The sequence below is a fragment of the Pseudomonas sp. PSKL.D1 genome, from assembly GCF_028898945.1.
Classification (GTDB): domain Bacteria; phylum Pseudomonadota; class Gammaproteobacteria; order Pseudomonadales; family Pseudomonadaceae; genus Aquipseudomonas.
The window spans coordinates 4,948,700-4,966,998 of sequence record NZ_CP118607.1 but is presented as its reverse complement, the minus strand read 5'-3'; the positions used below and the strand labels follow the sequence as shown (position 1 = coordinate 4,966,998).

General features: G+C 61.3%; 17 protein-coding genes and 1 pseudogene. 12 read left to right on the top strand and 6 right to left on the bottom strand.

All coding sequences use genetic code 11. The features are described 5' to 3' along the window. Nucleotides 1-4 precede the first annotated feature (4 nt). Nucleotides 5-292 carry a DUF3565 domain-containing protein gene (locus PVV54_RS22150; protein WP_274907282.1) on the bottom strand — a complete coding sequence of 96 codons (288 nt, stop codon included), beginning with the start codon at nucleotides 290-292 and terminating at the stop codon, nucleotides 5-7. A gap of 13 nt (nucleotides 293-305) precedes the next feature. Between PVV54_RS22150 and PVV54_RS22145 the strand changes: the two genes are divergently transcribed. From PVV54_RS22145 to PVV54_RS22135, 3 genes are all read left to right on the top strand, one after another. Further along, entirely contained in the window at nucleotides 306-791 is a 486-nt protein-coding gene (locus PVV54_RS22145; RefSeq protein WP_274907281.1) for an FKBP-type peptidyl-prolyl cis-trans isomerase, read from the top strand. A gap of 145 nt (nucleotides 792-936) precedes the next feature. Continuing rightward, on the top strand, nucleotides 937-1,419 hold the full coding sequence (locus PVV54_RS22140; protein ID WP_274907280.1) for a glutathione peroxidase: 483 nt from the start codon (nucleotides 937-939) through the stop codon (nucleotides 1,417-1,419). A 146-nt stretch (nucleotides 1,420-1,565) separates the two neighbouring features. Continuing rightward, nucleotides 1,566-2,669: an NADH:flavin oxidoreductase gene (locus tag PVV54_RS22135; protein ID WP_274907279.1), complete on the top strand. Its 1,104-nt coding sequence runs from the start codon at nucleotides 1,566-1,568 to the stop codon at nucleotides 2,667-2,669. On the opposite strand, the gene PVV54_RS22130 is transcribed toward PVV54_RS22135, so the two are convergent. Continuing rightward, nucleotides 2,638-3,852 carry a glycosyltransferase family 4 protein gene (locus PVV54_RS22130; protein ID WP_274907278.1) on the bottom strand — a complete coding sequence of 405 codons (1,215 nt, stop codon included), beginning with the start codon at nucleotides 3,850-3,852 and terminating at the stop codon, nucleotides 2,638-2,640. The two genes, PVV54_RS22135 and PVV54_RS22130, sit on opposite strands and share 32 nt — an antisense overlap. Before the next feature lie 178 nt (nucleotides 3,853-4,030). Between PVV54_RS22130 and PVV54_RS22125 the strand changes: the two genes are divergently transcribed. The 3 genes from PVV54_RS22125 (at nucleotide 4,031) to PVV54_RS22115 (ending at nucleotide 7,432) form a co-directional block, all read left to right on the top strand. After that, nucleotides 4,031-5,347, top strand: a complete 1,317-nt coding sequence (locus PVV54_RS22125; protein ID WP_274907277.1) for a methyl-accepting chemotaxis protein — start codon at nucleotides 4,031-4,033, stop codon at nucleotides 5,345-5,347. 114 nt (nucleotides 5,348-5,461) lie between these two features. Beyond that, on the top strand, nucleotides 5,462-6,799 hold the full coding sequence (locus PVV54_RS22120) for a DUF6861 domain-containing protein (RefSeq protein WP_274907276.1): 1,338 nt from the start codon (nucleotides 5,462-5,464) through the stop codon (nucleotides 6,797-6,799). A gap of 15 nt (nucleotides 6,800-6,814) precedes the next feature. After that, nucleotides 6,815-7,432 (top strand): GAD-like domain-containing protein, encoded by a 618-nt coding sequence (locus PVV54_RS22115; protein WP_274907275.1) that lies wholly within the window; start codon nucleotides 6,815-6,817, stop codon nucleotides 7,430-7,432. A 38-nt stretch (nucleotides 7,433-7,470) separates the two neighbouring features. Here PVV54_RS22115 and cysZ read toward each other — a convergent pair whose 3' ends face one another. Further along, nucleotides 7,471-8,199: a sulfate transporter CysZ gene (gene cysZ, locus PVV54_RS22110; RefSeq protein WP_274907274.1), complete on the bottom strand. Its 729-nt coding sequence runs from the start codon at nucleotides 8,197-8,199 to the stop codon at nucleotides 7,471-7,473. A 309-nt stretch (nucleotides 8,200-8,508) separates the two neighbouring features. Between cysZ and trxB the strand changes: the two genes are divergently transcribed. Further along, nucleotides 8,509-9,471 (top strand): thioredoxin-disulfide reductase, encoded by a 963-nt coding sequence (gene trxB / locus PVV54_RS22105; protein ID WP_274907273.1) that lies wholly within the window; start codon nucleotides 8,509-8,511, stop codon nucleotides 9,469-9,471. A gap of 67 nt (nucleotides 9,472-9,538) precedes the next feature. Here the strand turns inward: trxB and nadC are convergent, their stop codons facing one another. Next, on the bottom strand, nucleotides 9,539-10,387 hold the full coding sequence (gene nadC, locus PVV54_RS22100; protein ID WP_274907272.1) for a carboxylating nicotinate-nucleotide diphosphorylase: 849 nt from the start codon (nucleotides 10,385-10,387) through the stop codon (nucleotides 9,539-9,541). A 241-nt stretch (nucleotides 10,388-10,628) separates the two neighbouring features. Between nadC and PVV54_RS22095 the strand changes: the two genes are divergently transcribed. From PVV54_RS22095 to PVV54_RS26655, 5 genes and pseudogenes are all read left to right on the top strand, one after another. Then, on the top strand, nucleotides 10,629-12,770 hold the full coding sequence (locus tag PVV54_RS22095) for a DUF1631 domain-containing protein (RefSeq protein WP_274907271.1): 2,142 nt from the start codon (nucleotides 10,629-10,631) through the stop codon (nucleotides 12,768-12,770). Between the two features lie 99 nt (nucleotides 12,771-12,869). Then, nucleotides 12,870-13,436 carry a 1,6-anhydro-N-acetylmuramyl-L-alanine amidase AmpD gene (gene ampD / locus PVV54_RS22090; protein WP_274907270.1) on the top strand — a complete coding sequence of 189 codons (567 nt, stop codon included), beginning with the start codon at nucleotides 12,870-12,872 and terminating at the stop codon, nucleotides 13,434-13,436. Beyond that, complete coding sequence (gene ampE, locus PVV54_RS22085; RefSeq protein WP_274907269.1) at nucleotides 13,433-14,263, top strand: regulatory signaling modulator protein AmpE; 831 nt, start codon at nucleotides 13,433-13,435, stop codon at nucleotides 14,261-14,263. The genes ampD and ampE overlap by 4 nt, the downstream gene beginning before the upstream one ends. A 123-nt stretch (nucleotides 14,264-14,386) precedes the next feature. Further along, nucleotides 14,387-15,442 (top strand): annotated as a pseudogene (locus PVV54_RS26660) (methyl-accepting chemotaxis protein); the annotation flags it as partial. Next, the gene (locus tag PVV54_RS26655) at nucleotides 15,419-16,348 is read left to right on the top strand and encodes a methyl-accepting chemotaxis protein (RefSeq protein WP_446731476.1); all 930 of its coding nucleotides are present in this window, start codon (nucleotides 15,419-15,421) and stop codon (nucleotides 16,346-16,348) included. The pseudogene PVV54_RS26660 and the gene PVV54_RS26655, both read left to right, overlap by 24 nt. Nucleotides 16,349-16,351: 3 nt before the next feature. Here the strand turns inward: PVV54_RS26655 and PVV54_RS22075 are convergent, their stop codons facing one another. Further along, on the bottom strand, nucleotides 16,352-17,128 hold the full coding sequence (locus PVV54_RS22075; protein ID WP_274907267.1) for a TatD family hydrolase: 777 nt from the start codon (nucleotides 17,126-17,128) through the stop codon (nucleotides 16,352-16,354). Between the two features lie 2 nt (nucleotides 17,129-17,130). Next, nucleotides 17,131-18,126 (bottom strand): catabolite repressor/activator, encoded by a 996-nt coding sequence (gene cra / locus PVV54_RS22070; RefSeq protein WP_274907266.1) that lies wholly within the window; start codon nucleotides 18,124-18,126, stop codon nucleotides 17,131-17,133. Nucleotides 18,127-18,299: the final 173 nt, after the last annotated feature.

Below are 18,299 nucleotides of genomic sequence, written 5' to 3'. Positions count from 1 at the left end.
GGAATCAACGGCCAAGGGTAGCGTCATCGGCCTGCTGTGCACACCAGCCACACGCGAAAGCTTCGCCGATGCGCTGCGCACGTTGCGTAGGGTCAAGCACCCAAGGGCGCGCCTGCCACGGCGGCTGGTGGCGAAGGTGCTGGGTGTGCCCGCAGCTCAGGTCGACCACCCAGTGGCCTTCTTCGTCCTGATGAAAGCCGGTGATCCGACTGATGGGCCGCCCCCGGTCCGAGGTGCGTTCGCAATCGGGCGATGCGTTGGTTACACTTGTGCGTTCTACATACTTATGCAAAAGGTCTTACCCCATGCTGATCGCCGCCAACAAGGCAGTCTCCATCGACTATACCCTGACCAATGACGCCGGGGAGACCATCGACAGCTCCGCCGGTGGCGCGCCGCTGGTCTACCTGCACGGTGCCGGCAACATCATCCCGGGCCTGGAAAAAGCCCTGGAAGGCAAACAAGCCGGTGAAGAGCTGAACGTCACCATCGAGCCGGAAGACGCCTACGGCGAGTACCTGGCCGAACTGGTCAGCACCCTGAACCGCAGCCTGTTCGAAGGCGTAGACGAGCTGGAAGTGGGCATGCAGTTCCACGCTTCGGCGCCGGATGGCCAGATGCAGATCGTCACCATCCGCGATATCGACGGCGACGACGTTACCGTTGATGGCAACCACCCGCTGGCCGGTCAGCGCCTGACCTTCCAGGTCAAGGTAGTCAACGTGCGTGACGCCAGCGAAGAAGAAATCGCTCACCGTCACATCCACGGTGAAGGTGGCCATCACCACTGATTTTCTGCGCTAAGCTCAGAAAGTCGCCAGGCGCTCGGACAAGCCGGCATGCCTCCCGCAGGGAGGGGCACGGCTTGGATGAGCGCCTTTTTAGTGGGCGCAATTCGCCTGCTGCGGCAACCGGGAACCTGAGAGGGGATTCATCATGAGTGCATTTCACGACCTGACGTTGAAGGCGCTGGACGGCCAGGACCTGCCTTTGGCACCGTTCAAGGGCCAGGTGGTGCTGGTGGTCAATGTCGCCTCCAAGTGTGGCCTGACGCCGCAATACGCCTCGCTGGAAAAACTGCAGCAGCAGTTCAAGGGCAAAGGTTTCAATGTGCTTGGCCTGCCGTGCAACCAGTTTGCCGGGCAGGAGCCGGGCAGTGAAAAAGAGATTCAGGAATTTTGCAGCCTCAACTACGGCGTGAGCTTCCCGTTGGGGGCCAAGCTTGAGGTGAACGGGCCGCAACGCCATTCGCTGTATCGGCTGTTGGCTGGCGAGGGCGCCGAATTCCCCGGCGATATCACCTGGAACTTCGAGAAGTTCCTGGTTGGCAAGGATGGGCGGGTGCTCGCGCGTTTTGCGCCGCGTACCGCGCCGGATGATCCTACCGTTGTACAGGCGATCGAGAAGGCCCTGGACTGAACCTTGCCGATGTAGGAGCGGCATAGTGTCGCTCCTACAGGCATGTGCCACTCGATAGGCTTCAATCACCCAGATCAATAATGCTGTGCCTGCCTGGCCACAGTTCTTAATCTGAGCGCATCTTCTCTTCCGGACGGATGCGCCCCATGCCCACCAATCCTTTGTTCCAACCCTTTGCTCTCGGCGCACTCGAGTTGCCGACCCGCGTCGTCATGGCCCCCATGACCCGCACATTCTGCCCAGGTGGTGTTCCCCATGACGGTGTGGTCGAATACTACCGCCGCCGTGCCGCCGCAGGTGTGGGCCTGATCATCACCGAGGGCACCACGGTCGGGCATATCGCCGCCAATGGTTATCCAAACGTGCCACGCTTCCACGGCGAAGATGCCTTGGCGGGTTGGCAGCGGGTGGTCGAGGCAGTGCATGCCGAAGGCGGTCGCATCGTCCCGCAACTGTGGCACGTTGGCGCTGTACGCCGTTTGGGCACCGAGCCGGACGCCAGTGTGCCGGGTTACGGCCCGAGTGAGAAAGTGAAGGACGGGCAGGTGCTGGTGCATGGCATGAGCCAGGACGACATCCGCGCCGTAATTGCCGCCTTTGCCCAGGCCGCCCGCGACGCCCAGCGCATCGGCATGGACGGTGTCGAGATTCACGGCGCCCACGGCTACCTGATCGACCAGTTCTTCTGGGAGGCCAGCAACCGTCGCACCGATGAGTACGGGGGCGACCTGGCGGGCCGCTCGCGTTTTGCCATTGAACTGATCGAGGCCGTGCGGGCTGCGGTAGGGCCGGACTTCCCGATCATCTTCCGTTTCTCGCAGTGGAAACAGCAGGACTACAGCGCTCGCCTGGTGGAAACGCCCGAAGCACTTGGCGCATTCCTCAAGCCATTGTCTGATGCGGGTGTGGATATCTTCCATTGCTCTACACGGCGCTTCTGGGAGCCGGAATTCGAAGGCTCGCCGCTGAACCTCGCGGGTTGGGCGCGCATCCTGACCGGCAAACCGACCATCACGGTAGGCAGCGTGGGGCTCGACGGTGAGTTTCTGCAGTTCATGGTCGATACCGACAAAGTGGCCAAGCCGGCCAGCCTGGAGGGCCTGTTGCGCCGGTTGGGCGATCAGGAGTTCGACCTGGTGGCAGTTGGCCGGGCCTTGTTGGTGGATGCCGAGTGGGCGCAGAAGGTTCGTGAAGGCCGCGAAGCCGATGTACTGCCATTCAGCCGTGAGGCGCTGACGAGCCTGGCTTGATTGCCAGTGATGAAGAGGCTGTCTGGCGGCCTGATGCCATAGCCAGGCAGGCGTCGTGCAGGTGCGTTTCAAATTGCTCGACAATGGCTGGCCAACCTTGGCGGCTGGCGTGTTGCCGGGCATTGAGGCGTACCCTGCGCAGTGTTTCCTGCTCTTCGAGCAACCAACAGGCTGCATCGATAAACCCGGCCTGGTCCGCCGGCATGGCCAATGCACCGCTGTGGCCATGGCGGATGTGCTGGGCGGCGGCTGCTTCGTCGTAGGCGACCACCGCCAAGCCTGAAGCCATGGCTTCCAGTACCACATTGCCAAAAGTTTCGGTCAGGCTAGGGAACAGGAACAGGTCGCCGCAGGCATAGTGCTCGGCCAGCACTTCACCACGTTGGGCACCGCAGAAAACAGCCTCTGGCAGTTGCCGCTCAAGGGTTGCACGGAGGGGGCCGTCACCCACCACAACCAGGCGCAACCGCTGCTGTGGATAAGCCTTTTGCAACGCTTCGAAGCAGGGGTGTAGCAGGGCGAGGTTTTTTTCTGCCGCCAGGCGCCCCACATGCAGCACGGCGATGTCATTCGGGCCCAGCCCCCAGCTATCACGCAATGCAGGGCTGCGCCGGCACGGGTTGAACAGGCAGGCATCCACGCCACGGGCCATCAATGCCAGGCGCTCGAACCCCCTGCGCTGCAGTTCAAGGCGCTGGCTTTGGCTGGGCACCAGCGTGGTGGCCGTGCGCCGGTGGAACCACCGTAGATAATGTGTGAGCAGGCGCGCCAGCAAGCCCAGGCCATACTGGCCCGAATACTGGGGGAAATTGGTATGAAAGCCGCTGACTACCGCAATCCCTAGCCGGCGGGCAGCACGCAGCGCGCTAAGCCCCAAAGGCCCCTCCGTGGCGATGTAAAGCACATCCGGCCGATGCCTGCGCCAGCGGCGCAGTAACTTGTGCATCGACACCTCACCCCACTGCAGGCCCGGATAGCCCGGCAGCCCCCAGCCACGGCACAGCAGCAAGTCCTGGTCATCCTTGAAAGGCTTTTCGCCTGGCTGGCGCGGGCGCACGATCTCTACACGATGGCCGCGCTGGCGCAGGCCGTCGCTGAGGCGGCCAAGCGTGTTGGCCACGCCGTTGATCTCGGGTGGGAAGGTTTCGCTGACGAGGGTGATGCGTAGGGCAGGTGTATTCATGACAAAAAGTGTCCGCCTGCTTGATTGCGCTTATGTGACGGCCAGGTGACATGCAGGTGACGCCTGATTTCCGGCATTTTCAGCTGAGTGAATATTTGCGTGCAGTGCACTCAAGAACATCCCGGTGCTGGCCGATGCAATTGCATTCGATCAGGTGATGCGCTCCGGGAGAGCGGTGATGTTCAACAGCAAGCTCAAGAAAGAAATCCAGCAACTGCGCGAGGACCTGTCGTCCGTCGAACAGGTCAAGTGCAGCCTGGACAGCGAAATGCTGGTGCTGCAACTCGACCCCCAGGGGCGCATCGAGCAGGTCAACAGTAACTTCGAGCAAGAGATGCTTTACCGCGCCGAGCAACTGATCGGGCGCAATATCGAAGACTTCGTGCCGGCACATGTGAAGAAGCTCGACTTTCACCAACGGATGAAAACCGCCATCACCCGTGGTGAACACCTTAACGGCGCTTTCCGGCTACTGCGTGGCAACGGCGAAGAAGCCTGGTTGCGTTCGATTCTGCAGCCGGTCAAGAACAGCGAGGGGCGCATCAAGCACTTCACCCTGCACTCCAGTGACCTGACTCGCACCATCGAAACCTCGCGCGAGCACGAGAGCCTGATCAAGGCGCTGATGCGCTCCACCGCCGTGATCGAGTTCAACCTCGATGGCGTGGTGCTGACGGCCAATGACCGCTTCCTGCAGACGGTGGGTTACAACCTTGAGCAAGTGCGTGGCAAGCACCACCGCATGTTCTGCGAACCGGAAGAAGCCAACTCGGCTGGCTACCAGGCGTTCTGGGACAAACTGCGCCGTGGCGAATATGTGGCCGATCGCTTCAAGCGCATCGACGCCCATGGCCGGACCATTTGGCTGGAGGCGTCCTACAACCCGATCTTCGATGCCCATGACGTGCTGTACAAGGTGGTCAAATTTGCCACCGTGATTACCGAACAGGTCAACCAGGAACAGGCCGTGGCCCAGGCGGCGGACATTGCCTACACCACCTCGTTGGAAACCGACAGCAGCGCCCGCAAAGCCACCGACGTGGTAACCCAGACCGTGGAAGTGATGCGCGGCCTGGAGGGCTCCATGCAATCCGCCGCCGATGGCATCCAGGCGCTGGATAAACAGTCCAAGGTCATTGGTGCAATTATCAAGACCATCAGCGACATTGCCGGCCAGACCAACCTGCTGGCGCTCAACGCCGCCATCGAGGCAGCCCGGGCCGGTGAGCAGGGCCGTGGTTTTGCCGTGGTCGCCGACGAAGTGCGCCAACTGGCCTCGCGCACCAGCAGCGCCACCGAAGAAATTGCCAAGGTGGTGCAGCAGAACGAGCAACTGGCCCAGGCGGCTGTGGATATCATCGACACCAGCAAGCGCCAGGCCGAACAAGGGTTGGCGCTGGCGGCGGATACCGGTGGCGTGATCGTCGAAATTCAGGAAGGGGCCAAGAAGGTGGTGGATGCAGTGGGGCAGTTTTCCAGCCAGCTTGGGCACTGATGGATCTGGGCACCGTCCAATAATTTTAGGAAATTCCCTGCAGCCTATGCGGAAATAATTACTTTCCGATCGTGATGAGATTTCTCCCTGCACACGCTGTCAGGGAGACACCTCATGTATCTGCACCACCTCGTGCCCTCATGGCTCGAGATCGAATCACGTGTCATCGACAAGATGGGCTACCAGACCGGTGGCCACTTTCGCGGCCCCAACAATGAAGAAGTCGCCACCCTCGGCCTGAACCTGCGCCGGGTCGGCGCGGTGCGCACCGCGTTCAACCGGGCCGAATGGCAGGCCGCGCACCTGCTGCGCCAGCGCTTTGCCGAACTGGACATCAACAGCATCGTCGACGAGTTGCTGAAGGTGGTGGCGCAGATGGCGATGATCGTCGCCGGCAGCACCATCACCGGCGGCCTGATCGGCGCCGGGGCCGGGCTGTTTACAGGCGGTGCCGGCGTCATTCCCTTTGCCGGCGCCGGCGCGGCCATGGGCCTTACGGTCAGCGGCTGGATCCTCGGCGTACTGGGGCTGGCGTCGGTTGCCGAATTCTTCATCGACGACCTGCCGCGTATCGGCGAGTACTACCTCAACGGCATCCACGCCGCCTGGGAAGGCACCTGCGGCCATGAAAGCGCGGGCCCGCTGTGCCGCGACGACCCGTTCGCGATCTCCAAGGCAACCCACCACATCGCCCTCGGCCATGTGGAAATGGTGGTGTTGTTGCTGGGTGGGATCGTTGCCTACCTCACCCGTGGGCGGGGCGATGCGCGGGTGCTGGCGCAGGAGATGGCGGCCAGCAGCAAAGGGGCACGGCTGGGGCAGTGGATGCTCAAGCATGAAGAAGGGTTGAAGCAGCGGCCGGATTTGCAACGGCCGGAGCGGCGCACGGGGGCGATGGAGGAGCCGCAGCCCAATCGGCCTGCGGGCAAAGACAAAGAGCCTTCCACGGCCAAGCCCGGTAGCATGCCGTTGCATACGGTGGCGTGTTTCAAAGCGGACAACTTGCCGATGTCCAAGCATGCCGAGTTCGAGCGGCAGTTGAAGGGGCAGCAGGAGGGTTTGAACCGGCTGACAGTTGAGGAGTTTCTGGAGAGTGTGGCGAATCCGGTGAAGCGTGATCCGAAGCTTGCCAAGCAGGCACGTAAAGATTTGTACCTTGCTTTAAAGGAAAGGATCCAAATGGACCTCTCTAAACGCATGGGCAAGCGCGAAGCAATAAAGCTTGCAGAAGTTCAAGCCAAGGAAACAATGTCAACACTCGCAGCTTTGCACAATCCAGATCTTACGGCGGGCGGGCGAGACGTAATTTCTGACTTCGGTGATAGGCAAGTAAATTCCAGTATTGGTCCTCAGTGGGGTGCACGGTTAGGTGGGCTAAGAGAGGCAGCAGAGAAAATGGCTGATGCAGGCGGTGCTGCTGGCAATTTGAATGTTAAATTACACAAGTGTTGAAATTTGGAGGTCGGCATGGACGAAGCGTTTTCCATATTCATTGAACAGGTCGGTGAGCCTACGAGTCGTCAAGAAGTCCCCCCGTCAAGTGTTGAGCACTACCGTGGGCAGCTGCCAGATAAACTCCTGGAGTACTGGATCGAGCATGGATGGTGTGGGTACGGAGATGGATTATTTTGGACAGTAAACCCGCAAGAGTATGAAGGGGTCGTTACAGCACTTCTCGAAAGTGCAGACTTGAAAACATACGATGTCTTTCATGCGGTAGCGCGTGGTGCGTTTGGGGACTTGTATTTATTTGGGGAGAAGTCAGGATTCTCACTCAAGTTTTCAACGCATGTAGGTCGCTATACGGGAAGTAAATACTCGCTGGCGCAGGATGAAATGGGCTTGGCAGTAGAAAACTTTTTCATGTGTAGAGATCTGGAGTCTAATGATTTCGATGACATGTTTGATCTCGCCATCAAGCGTCTCGGCAAGTTGGCTCCGGATGAAATGTATGGCTTTGTTCCAGCGTTGGTTTTTGGTGGGGCTGTACGTTCTGAAAATCTTGAAAAGCTCAAAGTTGTAGAGCATCTGGTACTACTCGCCCAGATGTGCAAAATGGAACCTTATAGCTTCTCAGACTTTTAAGAAAGCCAAGAGGGGCTGCAGGGCAGCCCCCCTCACACTTACTTGCGCTCCCGCACCCAAAACAACGTAGCCCCCGCCACCGCAGCCGGCATCATCAGGATGTTGACGAACGGGATCATCAACGCCAGGTAGGTAATCCCACCGAACCCCATGCTCTGCCAGCGCTTCTGCCGCAGCCAGGCGAGCATGTCCTGCCAGCTCATCTTGTTGTTGTCCGCCGGGTAGTCGATGTACTGGATGGCCATCATCCACACCCCGAACACCAGCCACAGCGGTGCGGCGATCACGTTGACCACGGGGATGAACGACAGGATGAACAGCCCGAGGGCGCGTGGCAGGAAGTAACCGAGCTTGCGCATTTCGCGGCCGAAGGTGCGCGGCACCATGGCCACCAGCTCACCCCAGCTGAAGGCCGGGAAGTTGTCTTCGCCGCGTACCACCACTTCTACTTTCTCGGCCAAAAAGCCATTGAAGGGGGCGGCGATGATGTTGGCCACCAAGGTAAAGGTGAAAAAGACCATCAGCACCAGCAGGGCGGCGAACAACGGCCAGAGGATGTAACTGAGAAAGCTCAGCCAGCTGGGCAGGGTGGGCATGAGGGCATCGAGCCACAGGCTGAATTCGTGGCCGGCAAAATAGACCAGGCCGCCGAACAGCAGCAGGTTGATCGCCAGGGGCAGCAGCACGAACAACCGCAGGTTCGGGCTCAGCACCAGTTTCAGGCCCTCGCGCAGGTACTGGGGGCCAGAGAGGACAGGGGCTTGCATCGAGACACTCCGAGGGGAATTGAACGCGCTGACCTTACCGGCTTTGCCACGCCGACGAAAGGCGCGCAGGCCTCGCGAAACTGGCTGTAACAAAAGCGCCAGCGCATTTTGCGCCCATGAAATGCGCAGATAGAAGATGCCTATGAGGTGGATTGTCGAAGGATATTTCCTTAATCTCTGCCACCTCGCTACAGTGCGCTCAACTTTCAGGTTTCTGGACCTGCGCGTTGTAGCCTTCCCCAAGTGCTGCGTGGGTCCTTTTTAATTTCCCGATGCGGGCCCCTGCGCCCCGCTCGACAGGAGTACGACATGTCTGAAGTACGTCATTCGCGCGTCATCATCCTCGGTTCCGGCCCTGCCGGTTACAGCGCCGCGGTGTACGCTGCCCGCGCCAACCTCAAGCCGCTGCTGATCACCGGCATGCAGGCCGGTGGCCAGCTGACCACCACCACCGAAGTCGACAACTGGCCGGGCGACCCCCATGGCCTGACCGGCCCGGCGCTGATGCAACGCATGCAGGAGCACGCCGAGCGCTTCGAGACCGAAATCGTCTTCGACCACATCAATGCCGTAGACCTGGCCAACAAGCCGTTCACCCTGCAGGGCGACAGCGGCACTTACACCTGTGACGCGCTGATCGTCGCCACTGGTGCCAGCGCCCGTTACCTGGGCCTGCCGTCGGAAGAAGCCTTCATGGGCAAAGGCGTGTCGGCCTGCGCCACCTGCGACGGTTTCTTCTACCGCAACAAGCCGGTTGCAGTGGTCGGTGGCGGTAACACTGCCGTTGAAGAAGCGCTGTACCTGGCCAACATCGCCAGCAAAGTGACCCTGGTACACCGCCGCGAAACCTTCCGCGCCGAAAAAATCCTGGTCGACAAGCTGAACGCCCGTGTCGCCGAAGGCAAGATCGAGCTCAAGCTCAACGCCAACCTGGACGAAGTGCTGGGTGACAACATGGGCGTGACCGGTGCGCGCCTGAAAAACAACGACGGCAGCAGCGACGAAATCAAGGTCGACGGCGTGTTCATTGCCATTGGCCACACCCCGAACACCTCGCTGTTCGAAGGCCAGCTGACCCTGAAAGACGGCTACCTGGTGGTTAACGGCGGCCGCGAAGGCAACGCCACTGCCACCAACGTTGAAGGTGTGTTCGCGGCAGGCGACGTGGCTGACCACGTTTACCGCCAGGCAATCACCTCCGCCGGTGCTGGCTGCATGGCCGCGCTGGACGTGGAGCGTTATCTGGACGGGCTGGCCAACGCCTCGTTCTGATTGATTGCAGGAATGAAAAAACCGGCCCATGTGGCCGGTTTTTTGTGGCTGCCTGTAACGGCCTGAATTACAGGCTCAAGCGCATCGACAGGTCCACCGCCTTAACATCCTTGGTCATTGCCCCAATCGAGATGTAATCCACACCCGTCTCGGCAATCACCCGTAGCGTGCTCTCGTTAACCCCGCCGCTGGCCTCAAGCTTGGCCTTGCCTGCCGTAATGTTCACGGCCTCGCGCATCTCGTCCAGGGTCAGTTCGTCCAGCATGATGATGTCGGCCCCGGCATTCAACGCCTCGCGCAATTCATCCAGGCTCTCCACCTCGATCTCTACCGGCTTGCCCGGGGCAATGCGGTGCGCCGCTGTTACGGCCTCGGCCACGCCACCGCTGGCGGCAATGTGGTTTTCCTTGATCAGAAAGGCGTCGTACAAGCCGATGCGATGGTTATGGCAGCCGCCGCAGGTAACCGCGTACTTCTGCGCCAGGCGCAGGCCGGGCAGGGTCTTGCGTGTGTCGAGCAGCTTTACCTGAGTGCCTTCGACCAGATCGGCAAGCGAGCGCGCACGCGTGGCCACGCCCGAGAGCATCTGCAGGAAGTTCAGTGCACTGCGTTCGCCGCTGAGCAGCGAGCGGGCCGGCCCTTCAAGGTGGAACAGCACCTGATTGGCGCGTGCCCGGTCGCCATCGGCCACTTGCCAGTGCACGGCCACACGCGGGTCGAGCTGGCGGAAGACGGCGTCCACCCAGGCGGTACCGGCAATCACACAGTCTTCGCGGGTGATGATGGTGGCCTTGGCCAGGCGCTCCGCGGGGATCAGTTGCGCGGTGATGTCGCCACTGCCGATGTCCTCCAGCAGCGCACGGCGCACGTTGGCTTCGATCTCGGCAGTCAGGTCGGCAAGGCGTAGGTTCGGCATGTTCGGCTCCACAAGCTAGATGTCGGCGATTATAGGGGAGGGAGCGGGTGTGTACAGCCGCCTGGTGGGTGACCTTTGGTCAGGCCGAGTGAGCAATTGGCGATAACGCCGGTCACAAACCGTTATGAAACGGATGCTGGCAGGCAACAGCAAATTTGCCGATAATGGCGCCCAGTATTTGGCGTCATAGCTTTGACGATATTTCGCCCTACCTATCAAGTCACCCCTCAAGGAGATCGGGATGCATAAAGAAGGCAAGGTGGTGCCCTTGGCGGCGGCCATCGACCGTGGCGTTCATTCGCCCCTGCCTTGCCTTCCGGTGTTGCTCCTGCAAGTGCGTGACAAAGCGGCCCTGCAACTGCGCCAGGGCCTGCAGGCGTTGTTCGACAACGCTGACGATACCCTTTTCGAAATGGCTGACAAGGCGCAGGGCCGGCTCGACCAGAGCCTGTACTTCGAAGCCATGCGCGACTTGCGGCTCAAGCGCAAGAGCATCGAGCGCGGCTTTCTGGACACGTTCTACGGCGCCTTCGCATGCATCAGCCAAACCGACCCGCTCGGCCACCCCGCCGAACTGCCTCGGGTGCGGCTGCAGTCGGAGCGGGCGATGGCCATCGATGGCATGGTCGCGCGCGTGCTCTCGCGTGATGGTATGGCGCTGGCTCAACTGGGCCAACGTTTGCAAGCAATGCTGGAGCAGCCGTTGCACGCGCAGCAAAACCCGCTCGGGCCAGCGGCACTGTGCGGGTACTTTCTGGATGCCGGGCGCAACCTGGGCGTTGGCTTGCGGGTAAAGCTGATTCTGCTCAAGCTGTTTGAGCGCTACGTGTTGCGGGATGTTGACGTGCTTTATGGCGACGCCAACCAGCTATTGGCGGCGGCGGGCGTGCTGCCCGAGCTGAAGCCTGCGCCGCGCCGTCGTATCGCGGATAAACGTCCTGGTTCACGGGCGGTAGCGGCCAACCTGGCTGCTGGCGATAGCCTGAGCGTGGACGTTGCCGCCCAGGCATTTTTCGCCTCACTGCAAGGCTTGTTGGCACCCGCCCGTGGGCGCGTCGCGCCCCGTTTGCAATCGACCGTTGGCGCCGAGCCTATCGGGACGGCTGACCTGCTGCGTTTACTGACGCACCTGCAGCATTACGTGCCCGGCACGGTGGAAGACGACGATTTTGACCTTGGCCAGCAGCTTGAGCAATTGTTGCTGCGGGTCAGCGTGCGCAGCGGCACCCGCCGCCGTATCGCGTCTGCCGACGAAGACATGATCAACCTGGTCGGCCTGCTTTTCGGCTACGTTCAGGCGGATGACAACCTGCCGGCAAGTTTGCGATCACTGGTTGTTCGCCTGCATATACCGTTGCTCAAGGTCGCCTTGCTGGACAAGAGCCTGTTCAGTCGGGCTAGCCACCCCGCGCGGCGCTTGCTCAACGAAATAGGCGCTGCAGCCATGGGGTGGGAAAGCGGCAGCGAAGGCCAGCGTGACAGCCTGCACTTGCGCGTGGAGCGTATTGTCCAGCGCCTGCTCAATGATTTCACCGATGACTCTGCGTTGTTCCACGAACTGCTTGAGGAGTTTCTGGCATTCAGCACCGGCGAGCGTCGGCGCAACGATTTGCTCGAACAGCGCACCCGCGATGCCGAAGAGGGGCGCGCACGTGCCATGCAGGCGCGCCAACAGGTACAGCTGGAGATCAACCAGCGTTTGCGAGGTCGCGTGCTGCCTCAGGTGGTGGTGCAAATGCTGGCACAAGCCTGGAGCCAGGTGATGCTGCTGGCCTGGCTCAAACAGGGTGAGGCCTCAAAGCCCTGGAAATCAGCCTTGGCAACCATGGATGCGCTGCTTGCAAGCATAGCGCCACAACAAGCCCCGCAAACGCTGTTGCAGCAAGTACCTGGCCTGCTTAAAGGGCTGCGTGAGGGGTTGGCCACTGTGGCGGTCGATTCAGCCGCCACGCGCGAATTCTTCCAGCAACTGGAGCAACTGCATGTGCGCGCCTGCTCAGGCAGTGGGTTGCCTTCAACTGACGACGTACTGGTGGCCGATGAGATCGTGCTGGCCATTGCCGATGAGTCCGCCTGTACCCCCTTGCACCAGCCGGATGATCAAGCGGCCGAACTGCGTGCAGCCCAAGCGCTGCGGTTGGGTAGCTGGGTAGAAGTATTTGATGGTGACGAGCCCTTGCGCTGCAAACTGGTGGCGCGCATCGGCAGCAGTGACCGGCTGGTATTTGCCAACCGCACCGGCATGAAGGTGCGCGAATGGAACACTGTCGCGCTGGCACAGGCCTTGCGCCGAGGTGAAGTGCGGGTGCTGGACGACGGCTTGTTGTTCGAGCGTGCGCTCGCCGCGGTGCTGGACGGCCTGCGGCAACAGAGGGTTCATTGAGCCACAGCTGTTGCCGCCGAGGTAATGATTCACATGCAAAGCCTTGCCTGCCCGAGGCATACTGCCGTTCTGCCCCCGGCGCTTTTCAGGAACTGCCCCATGCAATTGGACCGTGCCACTGGCTGGTTCCACGGAATCACCCACTGCCCCTCGCCAAACTTCAACGCCCGCCCCGAGGGCGAAGCGATTTCCCTGCTGGTTATCCACAACATCAGCTTGCCGCCGGCCTGCTTCGGTACCGGCAAGGTTCAGGCATTTTTCCAGAACTGCCTGGACCCGGCTGAGCACCCTTATTTCGACGGTATCAAGCACCTCACCGTGTCTGCTCACCTGTTCGTGGAGCGTGACGGTGCGGTAACCCAGTTCGTGTCGTTGCTCGACCGGGCGTGGCATGCCGGGGTGTCGCTGTTCGACGGTCGTGAAGGCTGTAACGATTTCTCCATCGGGATCGAGCTGGAGGGCACCGATGACCAACCCTACACCGACGCCCAGTATGAAGCGTTAAGGCAATTGACCCGGCAGATCCGGCAAGCCTGGCCCGCCATCGATTGCAGCCGCATTCAGGGCCACAGCGATATAGCACCGGGTCGCAAGACCGACCCCGGACCGGCATTCGACTGGCCACGCTACCGTAAAGATGTAAAGGACAACGAGGGCAAGGCATGAGCTTTCTGGTGTTGTTGCTGGTGCTCTGGGTAGAAAAATTCTCTGCCCTGCGCCATCGGATACAGCGTGATGGTTTTTTCCTTGGCGAGCTGGTGCGCCTGGAGCGCAGCGGTAAGGTTCACCCTTGGTGGACGCTGGCAATTCTGGTGCTGGCGCCTGTGGCGGTACTGGTGTTGCTTTTGCACGTGCTCGACCCGGTCGCCTACGGCCTGCTCGCCTTGCCGATTCACTTGCTGGTGATTATCTACAGCCTGGGCCGCGGCGATGTCAAAGCTTCCATGGGCCCGTTCCGTGACGCCTGGCGGCGGGGTGATGACCAAGCAGCGCTGCACGCAGCCGAACGTGACCTGGGTTTGGCGGCCGACGAGCCACACAGCCTGTTGGTGCGCGTGCAGAGCAACCTGCTGTGGCAGGCGTATCAAAGCTTCTTTGCCGTGATCTTCTGGTATTTCGTGCTTGGCCCGGGTGCAGCACTGGCCTACCGCCTGCTTGCGCTGACCACCGAGCACAGCGGCCAGCCCGCGCTGAAAGCAAAAGCCGAGCAATTGCGGCACATCCTCGACTGGCTGCCGGTGCGGGTAATGGCTTTGAGTTTTGCGCTGGTTGGCAACTTTGTTGCGGTCATGCGCGTGATGCTGCACGAACTGCTCAACTGGCACATCAGTGCGTCCCACCTGGTGGCCAGGGTAGGGCGCATAGCCGATGACATCCCCGATGAAGAGGACAGCCAGCGTGGGTTGGCGCGGCTGGACAGCCTGTGGGAGTTGCTGTTGCGCTCTGCAGTGTTGTGGTACGCGGGTTTTGCGCTGCTGACGGTGTTGGTTTAACCATAAGTTACAAACCTCCGGATCGATCTGCGCTATACAAGTGGCCTAGTGCTACCCCTCGCAGAACAACAAAAATCCAAGGAGGTGCCCGTGAAGCGTCTGTTTTACCCGGCCATCGCGCTGATGAACCGGCTGAGCTTCGGCCAGAAGTTCAGCCTCATCAGCATCCTGTTTTTCGTGCCCATGCTGGCAACCAGCTTCTATCTGGTTCGCGATGCCTATCAGGCGTTCAACAACACCCGTGCCGAGTTGCAGGGTATTGGCCCGCTCACAGGTAGCCTGGCCTTGCGCGCCGATTTTGAAAGCCTTGGCAGCCTGTTGCAGGTGAACTCGGTGCTGGGGCAGTCGGGCCAGGCCGGCGACCTGGAGGCGCGCATCGCGGCCTTGCAGAGCAAGGTGCAGGCGCAATTACAGGCTTTGCAGGGCAACGAAGCGGTACCGCAAGACAAGCTTCAGGCCTTGAACGATGCCTTTGTCAGCGCCCGTGGCGAATCGTCCTTGCTGAACAAGACAGCCCTGTTTGAAAAGTTGCAGGCTCAGGCGCAGATATTCAGCCGGCAGGTCGCCAACCAGTCTGGCCTGAGCCAGGACCGTCAGGCCTCGGTGCGGCAACTGAGCGAATTGCTCGGCGTGGCCACGGCACAAGTCACCCAGGCACTGGGCGAGGGCCGGGCGATGGGGGCTGTCGCGCTGGGGCGGGGTTTCATCGACTCCTCCGGTAGCGCCCGTTTTGAAGATTTGCTGCAGCGCCTTGACCGCCTGGCTGCAGACTATGCCCTGCGCTTGAGCGACCTGCAGGCGGATCAGCTGGCTGATGAAGCCCAGAGCAGCCTGGCGTCTGTCAGGCAGGCGGCTGAGTTGTTCGAAGAGCAGGTGGTGGTGGCTGAAACTCTGGCGGCACCCTGGCCTGCGTTTTATCAACAGGTAAGCGACCTGATGGCGCAGACCTACCGTTTGAATGACGCCGTGCTCGCCCACTTGCAGGGTGGGTTGCAAGAGCGCCTGGTCGAGCAGCGCCTGCGCATGGTGGGGTTGGGTGTATTGCTGGCGAGTGTCTTCGCGTTGATCGTGTACCTGTATGCCGGCTTCTTCATATCAACCCGGGCGACCCTGCGCAGGCTGGGCGCCGCGATGGACAAGGTGGCGGCCGGCGATATGACCGTGAGCTTCCAGGCCCATAGCCGGGATGAATTGGGCGAATTGGGCGAAGGCTTCAGCGAAACCGTGCGGCGCATTCGTGGCCTGATCGATCAGGTGGGCCGTACGGTGGTGACCGTGGAGCAACAAGCCGGGCAAGTGCTCACGGTATCTGCGCGCAGCAATCAGGCTGTCGGTGGCCAGCGCGAGCAGATCGAGCAGGTGGCCACGGCGATGAACCAGATGAGCGCCACGGCTCAGGAAGTGGCACGTAGCGCCGCGCTGGCGGCGGATGGCGCACAGCAGGTCAACCATGAAAGCGCCACCGGCCGCTCGCTGGTCGAGAGCCAGCAGGGCAGCATTGGTCGGCTGGCTGCCGAAATCGACCAGTCAGTGGTGGCGATCAATCAGCTGGCACAGGACAGCCAGGCCATCGGTCAGGTGCTGGAGGTCATCCGCGGTATTGCCGAGCAAACCAACCTGCTGGCGCTTAACGCGGCCATCGAGGCTGCCCGGGCCGGGGAGCAGGGCAGAGGTTTCGCGGTGGTTGCCGACGAGGTCCGTACCTTGGCAAGGCGCACCCAGGACTCTACTGCGCAAATCGCGCAGATGATCCAGCGCCTGCGTGAAGGCGTCGATGCCGCCGTGCGGGCCATGGGCAGCAGCCACCGTATGGCGGCGGGTACGGTGGACGAGGCTCATCAGGTGCAGCAGGCGTTGGGGAATATTCTGGGGGCGGTGAGTGGCATCGTCGAACAGAACCAGCAGATTGCCGCGGCGGTGGAGCAACAAACGGCTGTGGCCCATGACATAGACCGGAACATTGTCGCCATCAACCGTGCGGCGCAGGATACGACCGAGGGTGCGTGCCAGACCGAGCAAGCCAGCCGGGCGTTGTCGGCGCAGGTGGTGGAGTTGAAGCGGGTGATCGGGGCGTTCAAGGTTTAGGTGCTACCAGCCAAAAAGCTCACAGGCATTGCGGCTGCTCACTTCAGCCAACACCCCCACCTCAACACCGATCACATCGGCCAGCGCCCCGGCAATTTCAGGCAGATGCTCGGGGCTGTTGCGCTCCCCTGCGAACATCACCGGCGCCATGTCTGGCGAATCGGTTTCCAGTACGAAGCTTTCCAGTGGTAAGCGCGGCAGTGTCTTGCGCAGCCGCAACGCCTGCGGCCAGGTTGCTGCGCCGCCAAGCCCGAGCTTGAAACCAAGCTTGATGTATTCCCGGCCTTCTTCATAACTCCCTGCAAATGCATGAATGATTCCGCCACGCGCGGGCTTGTAGCGCTTGAGCGTGGCAATCACCTGCGCATGGCTGCGGCGCACGTGCAGCAGGGCCGGCAGCGCGAAGTCGCAGGCCATCTGCAACTGGGCTTCGAACAAGGTTTGCTGCCGTTGTTTATCCAGGCCTTCCAGATAGAAATCCAGGCCGAACTCACCTACCGCACACAGTCGTGGATCACCCCGCAGGCGTTCGAGCCAGCCGCGCAGTTGCTGCAAATGCTCCGGTCGATGCTCATCCAGATACACCGGATGCAGCCCTAGCGCTGCATATACCCGCCCGTTGGCACAGGCCAAGTCCCACACCCGCTGGAAGTTGGCCTCATGCACCCCCAGCACCACCATGCGCTCCACGCCCCGAGCCTGCGCGTTGGCCAGCAGGCGCGTGCGGTCGGCATCGAAGTCGGGGAAGTCCAGGTGGGTGTGGGTGTCGATCAGGCGCATGTTCAGGCCGCGGGGATGCGTTGCTTGAAGGTACGGCCAATGGCATGCACGCCGGGTTCGTAACGCTTGCCTTCAATGGCGGCCAGGGCCAGTTCCAGCGCGGTGGCGGCAATTTGGCCATGCTGTTGGGCCATGGCATTGACCGGCAGCGGCAGGAAGTCGAGCAGTTGGTTGTCGCCGAAGGTACCCAGTTGCAGTTGGCGCGAGTCGGCCGGGCGGGCTTGCAGGGTGTCGAACACGCCTTGCAGCAGAACGTACGAGGTAGTCACCAAAGCATCCGGCAAACCGCCCAGCTCGTCGATCAGTTGCTGCATCAGGCGTTGGCCGCATTCGCGGCTGAAGGCTTCGCCCTGGTAGCGCCGCACGTCGCCGGCAAAGGCTTGCATGGCTTCGTCAAAGCCGCCTGCACGGGCCTGGCTGACCGACAGCTCGGGGCGTGCGCCAATCAGCGCGATGCTGCGCGGCTGCGTGGCCAGCAGGCTTTCGGCCAGTTGGCGGCTGGCATCCCGGTCGTCACTGATGACCGAGCAGAAATGTGCCGGGTTCAGGCGGCGGTCGATGGCAATCACCGGCAGGCCTTTGTCCTGCAATTCGCGGTAGCTGTCGTCTTCCGGCGGCAGGCAACTGGCAACGAACAAGGCATCGCAGCGCCGGGCACGGAACAGCTGCTGCAATTGGCGCTCGCTGTCAGGCTGGTCATCGCTGCTGGCAATCAGCAACTGGTAGCCGCGGGCTCGGGCGCCCTGTTCGAGCTGCTTGGCAATGCGGGCGTAGCTGGGGTTTTCCAGATCCGGGAGAATGAAGCCCAGAGTACGGGTGTGCCGGCTGCGCAGGCCAGCGGCTTGGGGGTTGGGGGTAAAGCCGTGGGCCTCGACCACCGCACGTACCCGCTCGACAGTGCTGCTGCTGATGCGCTGTTGTTCGGCCTTGCCATTGATGACATAGCTGGCAGTGGTCACGGACACACCGGCCAGACGGGCGATATCGCTGAGTTTCACCGAATTTTCCTTGTTATTACCGGGGCGGCGGTGATGCCTGACCGGTTAGTTTGACCCGGGATGGCCGCCTTGCGCAGGCGACCATTGTCGCAATTGTCCGACAGGATGGGGCTTTTTCGTTGGCAGATTATCGAGTAACGTGGCCGCTTGGTCAGGTTAAACGTTTCAGCCAT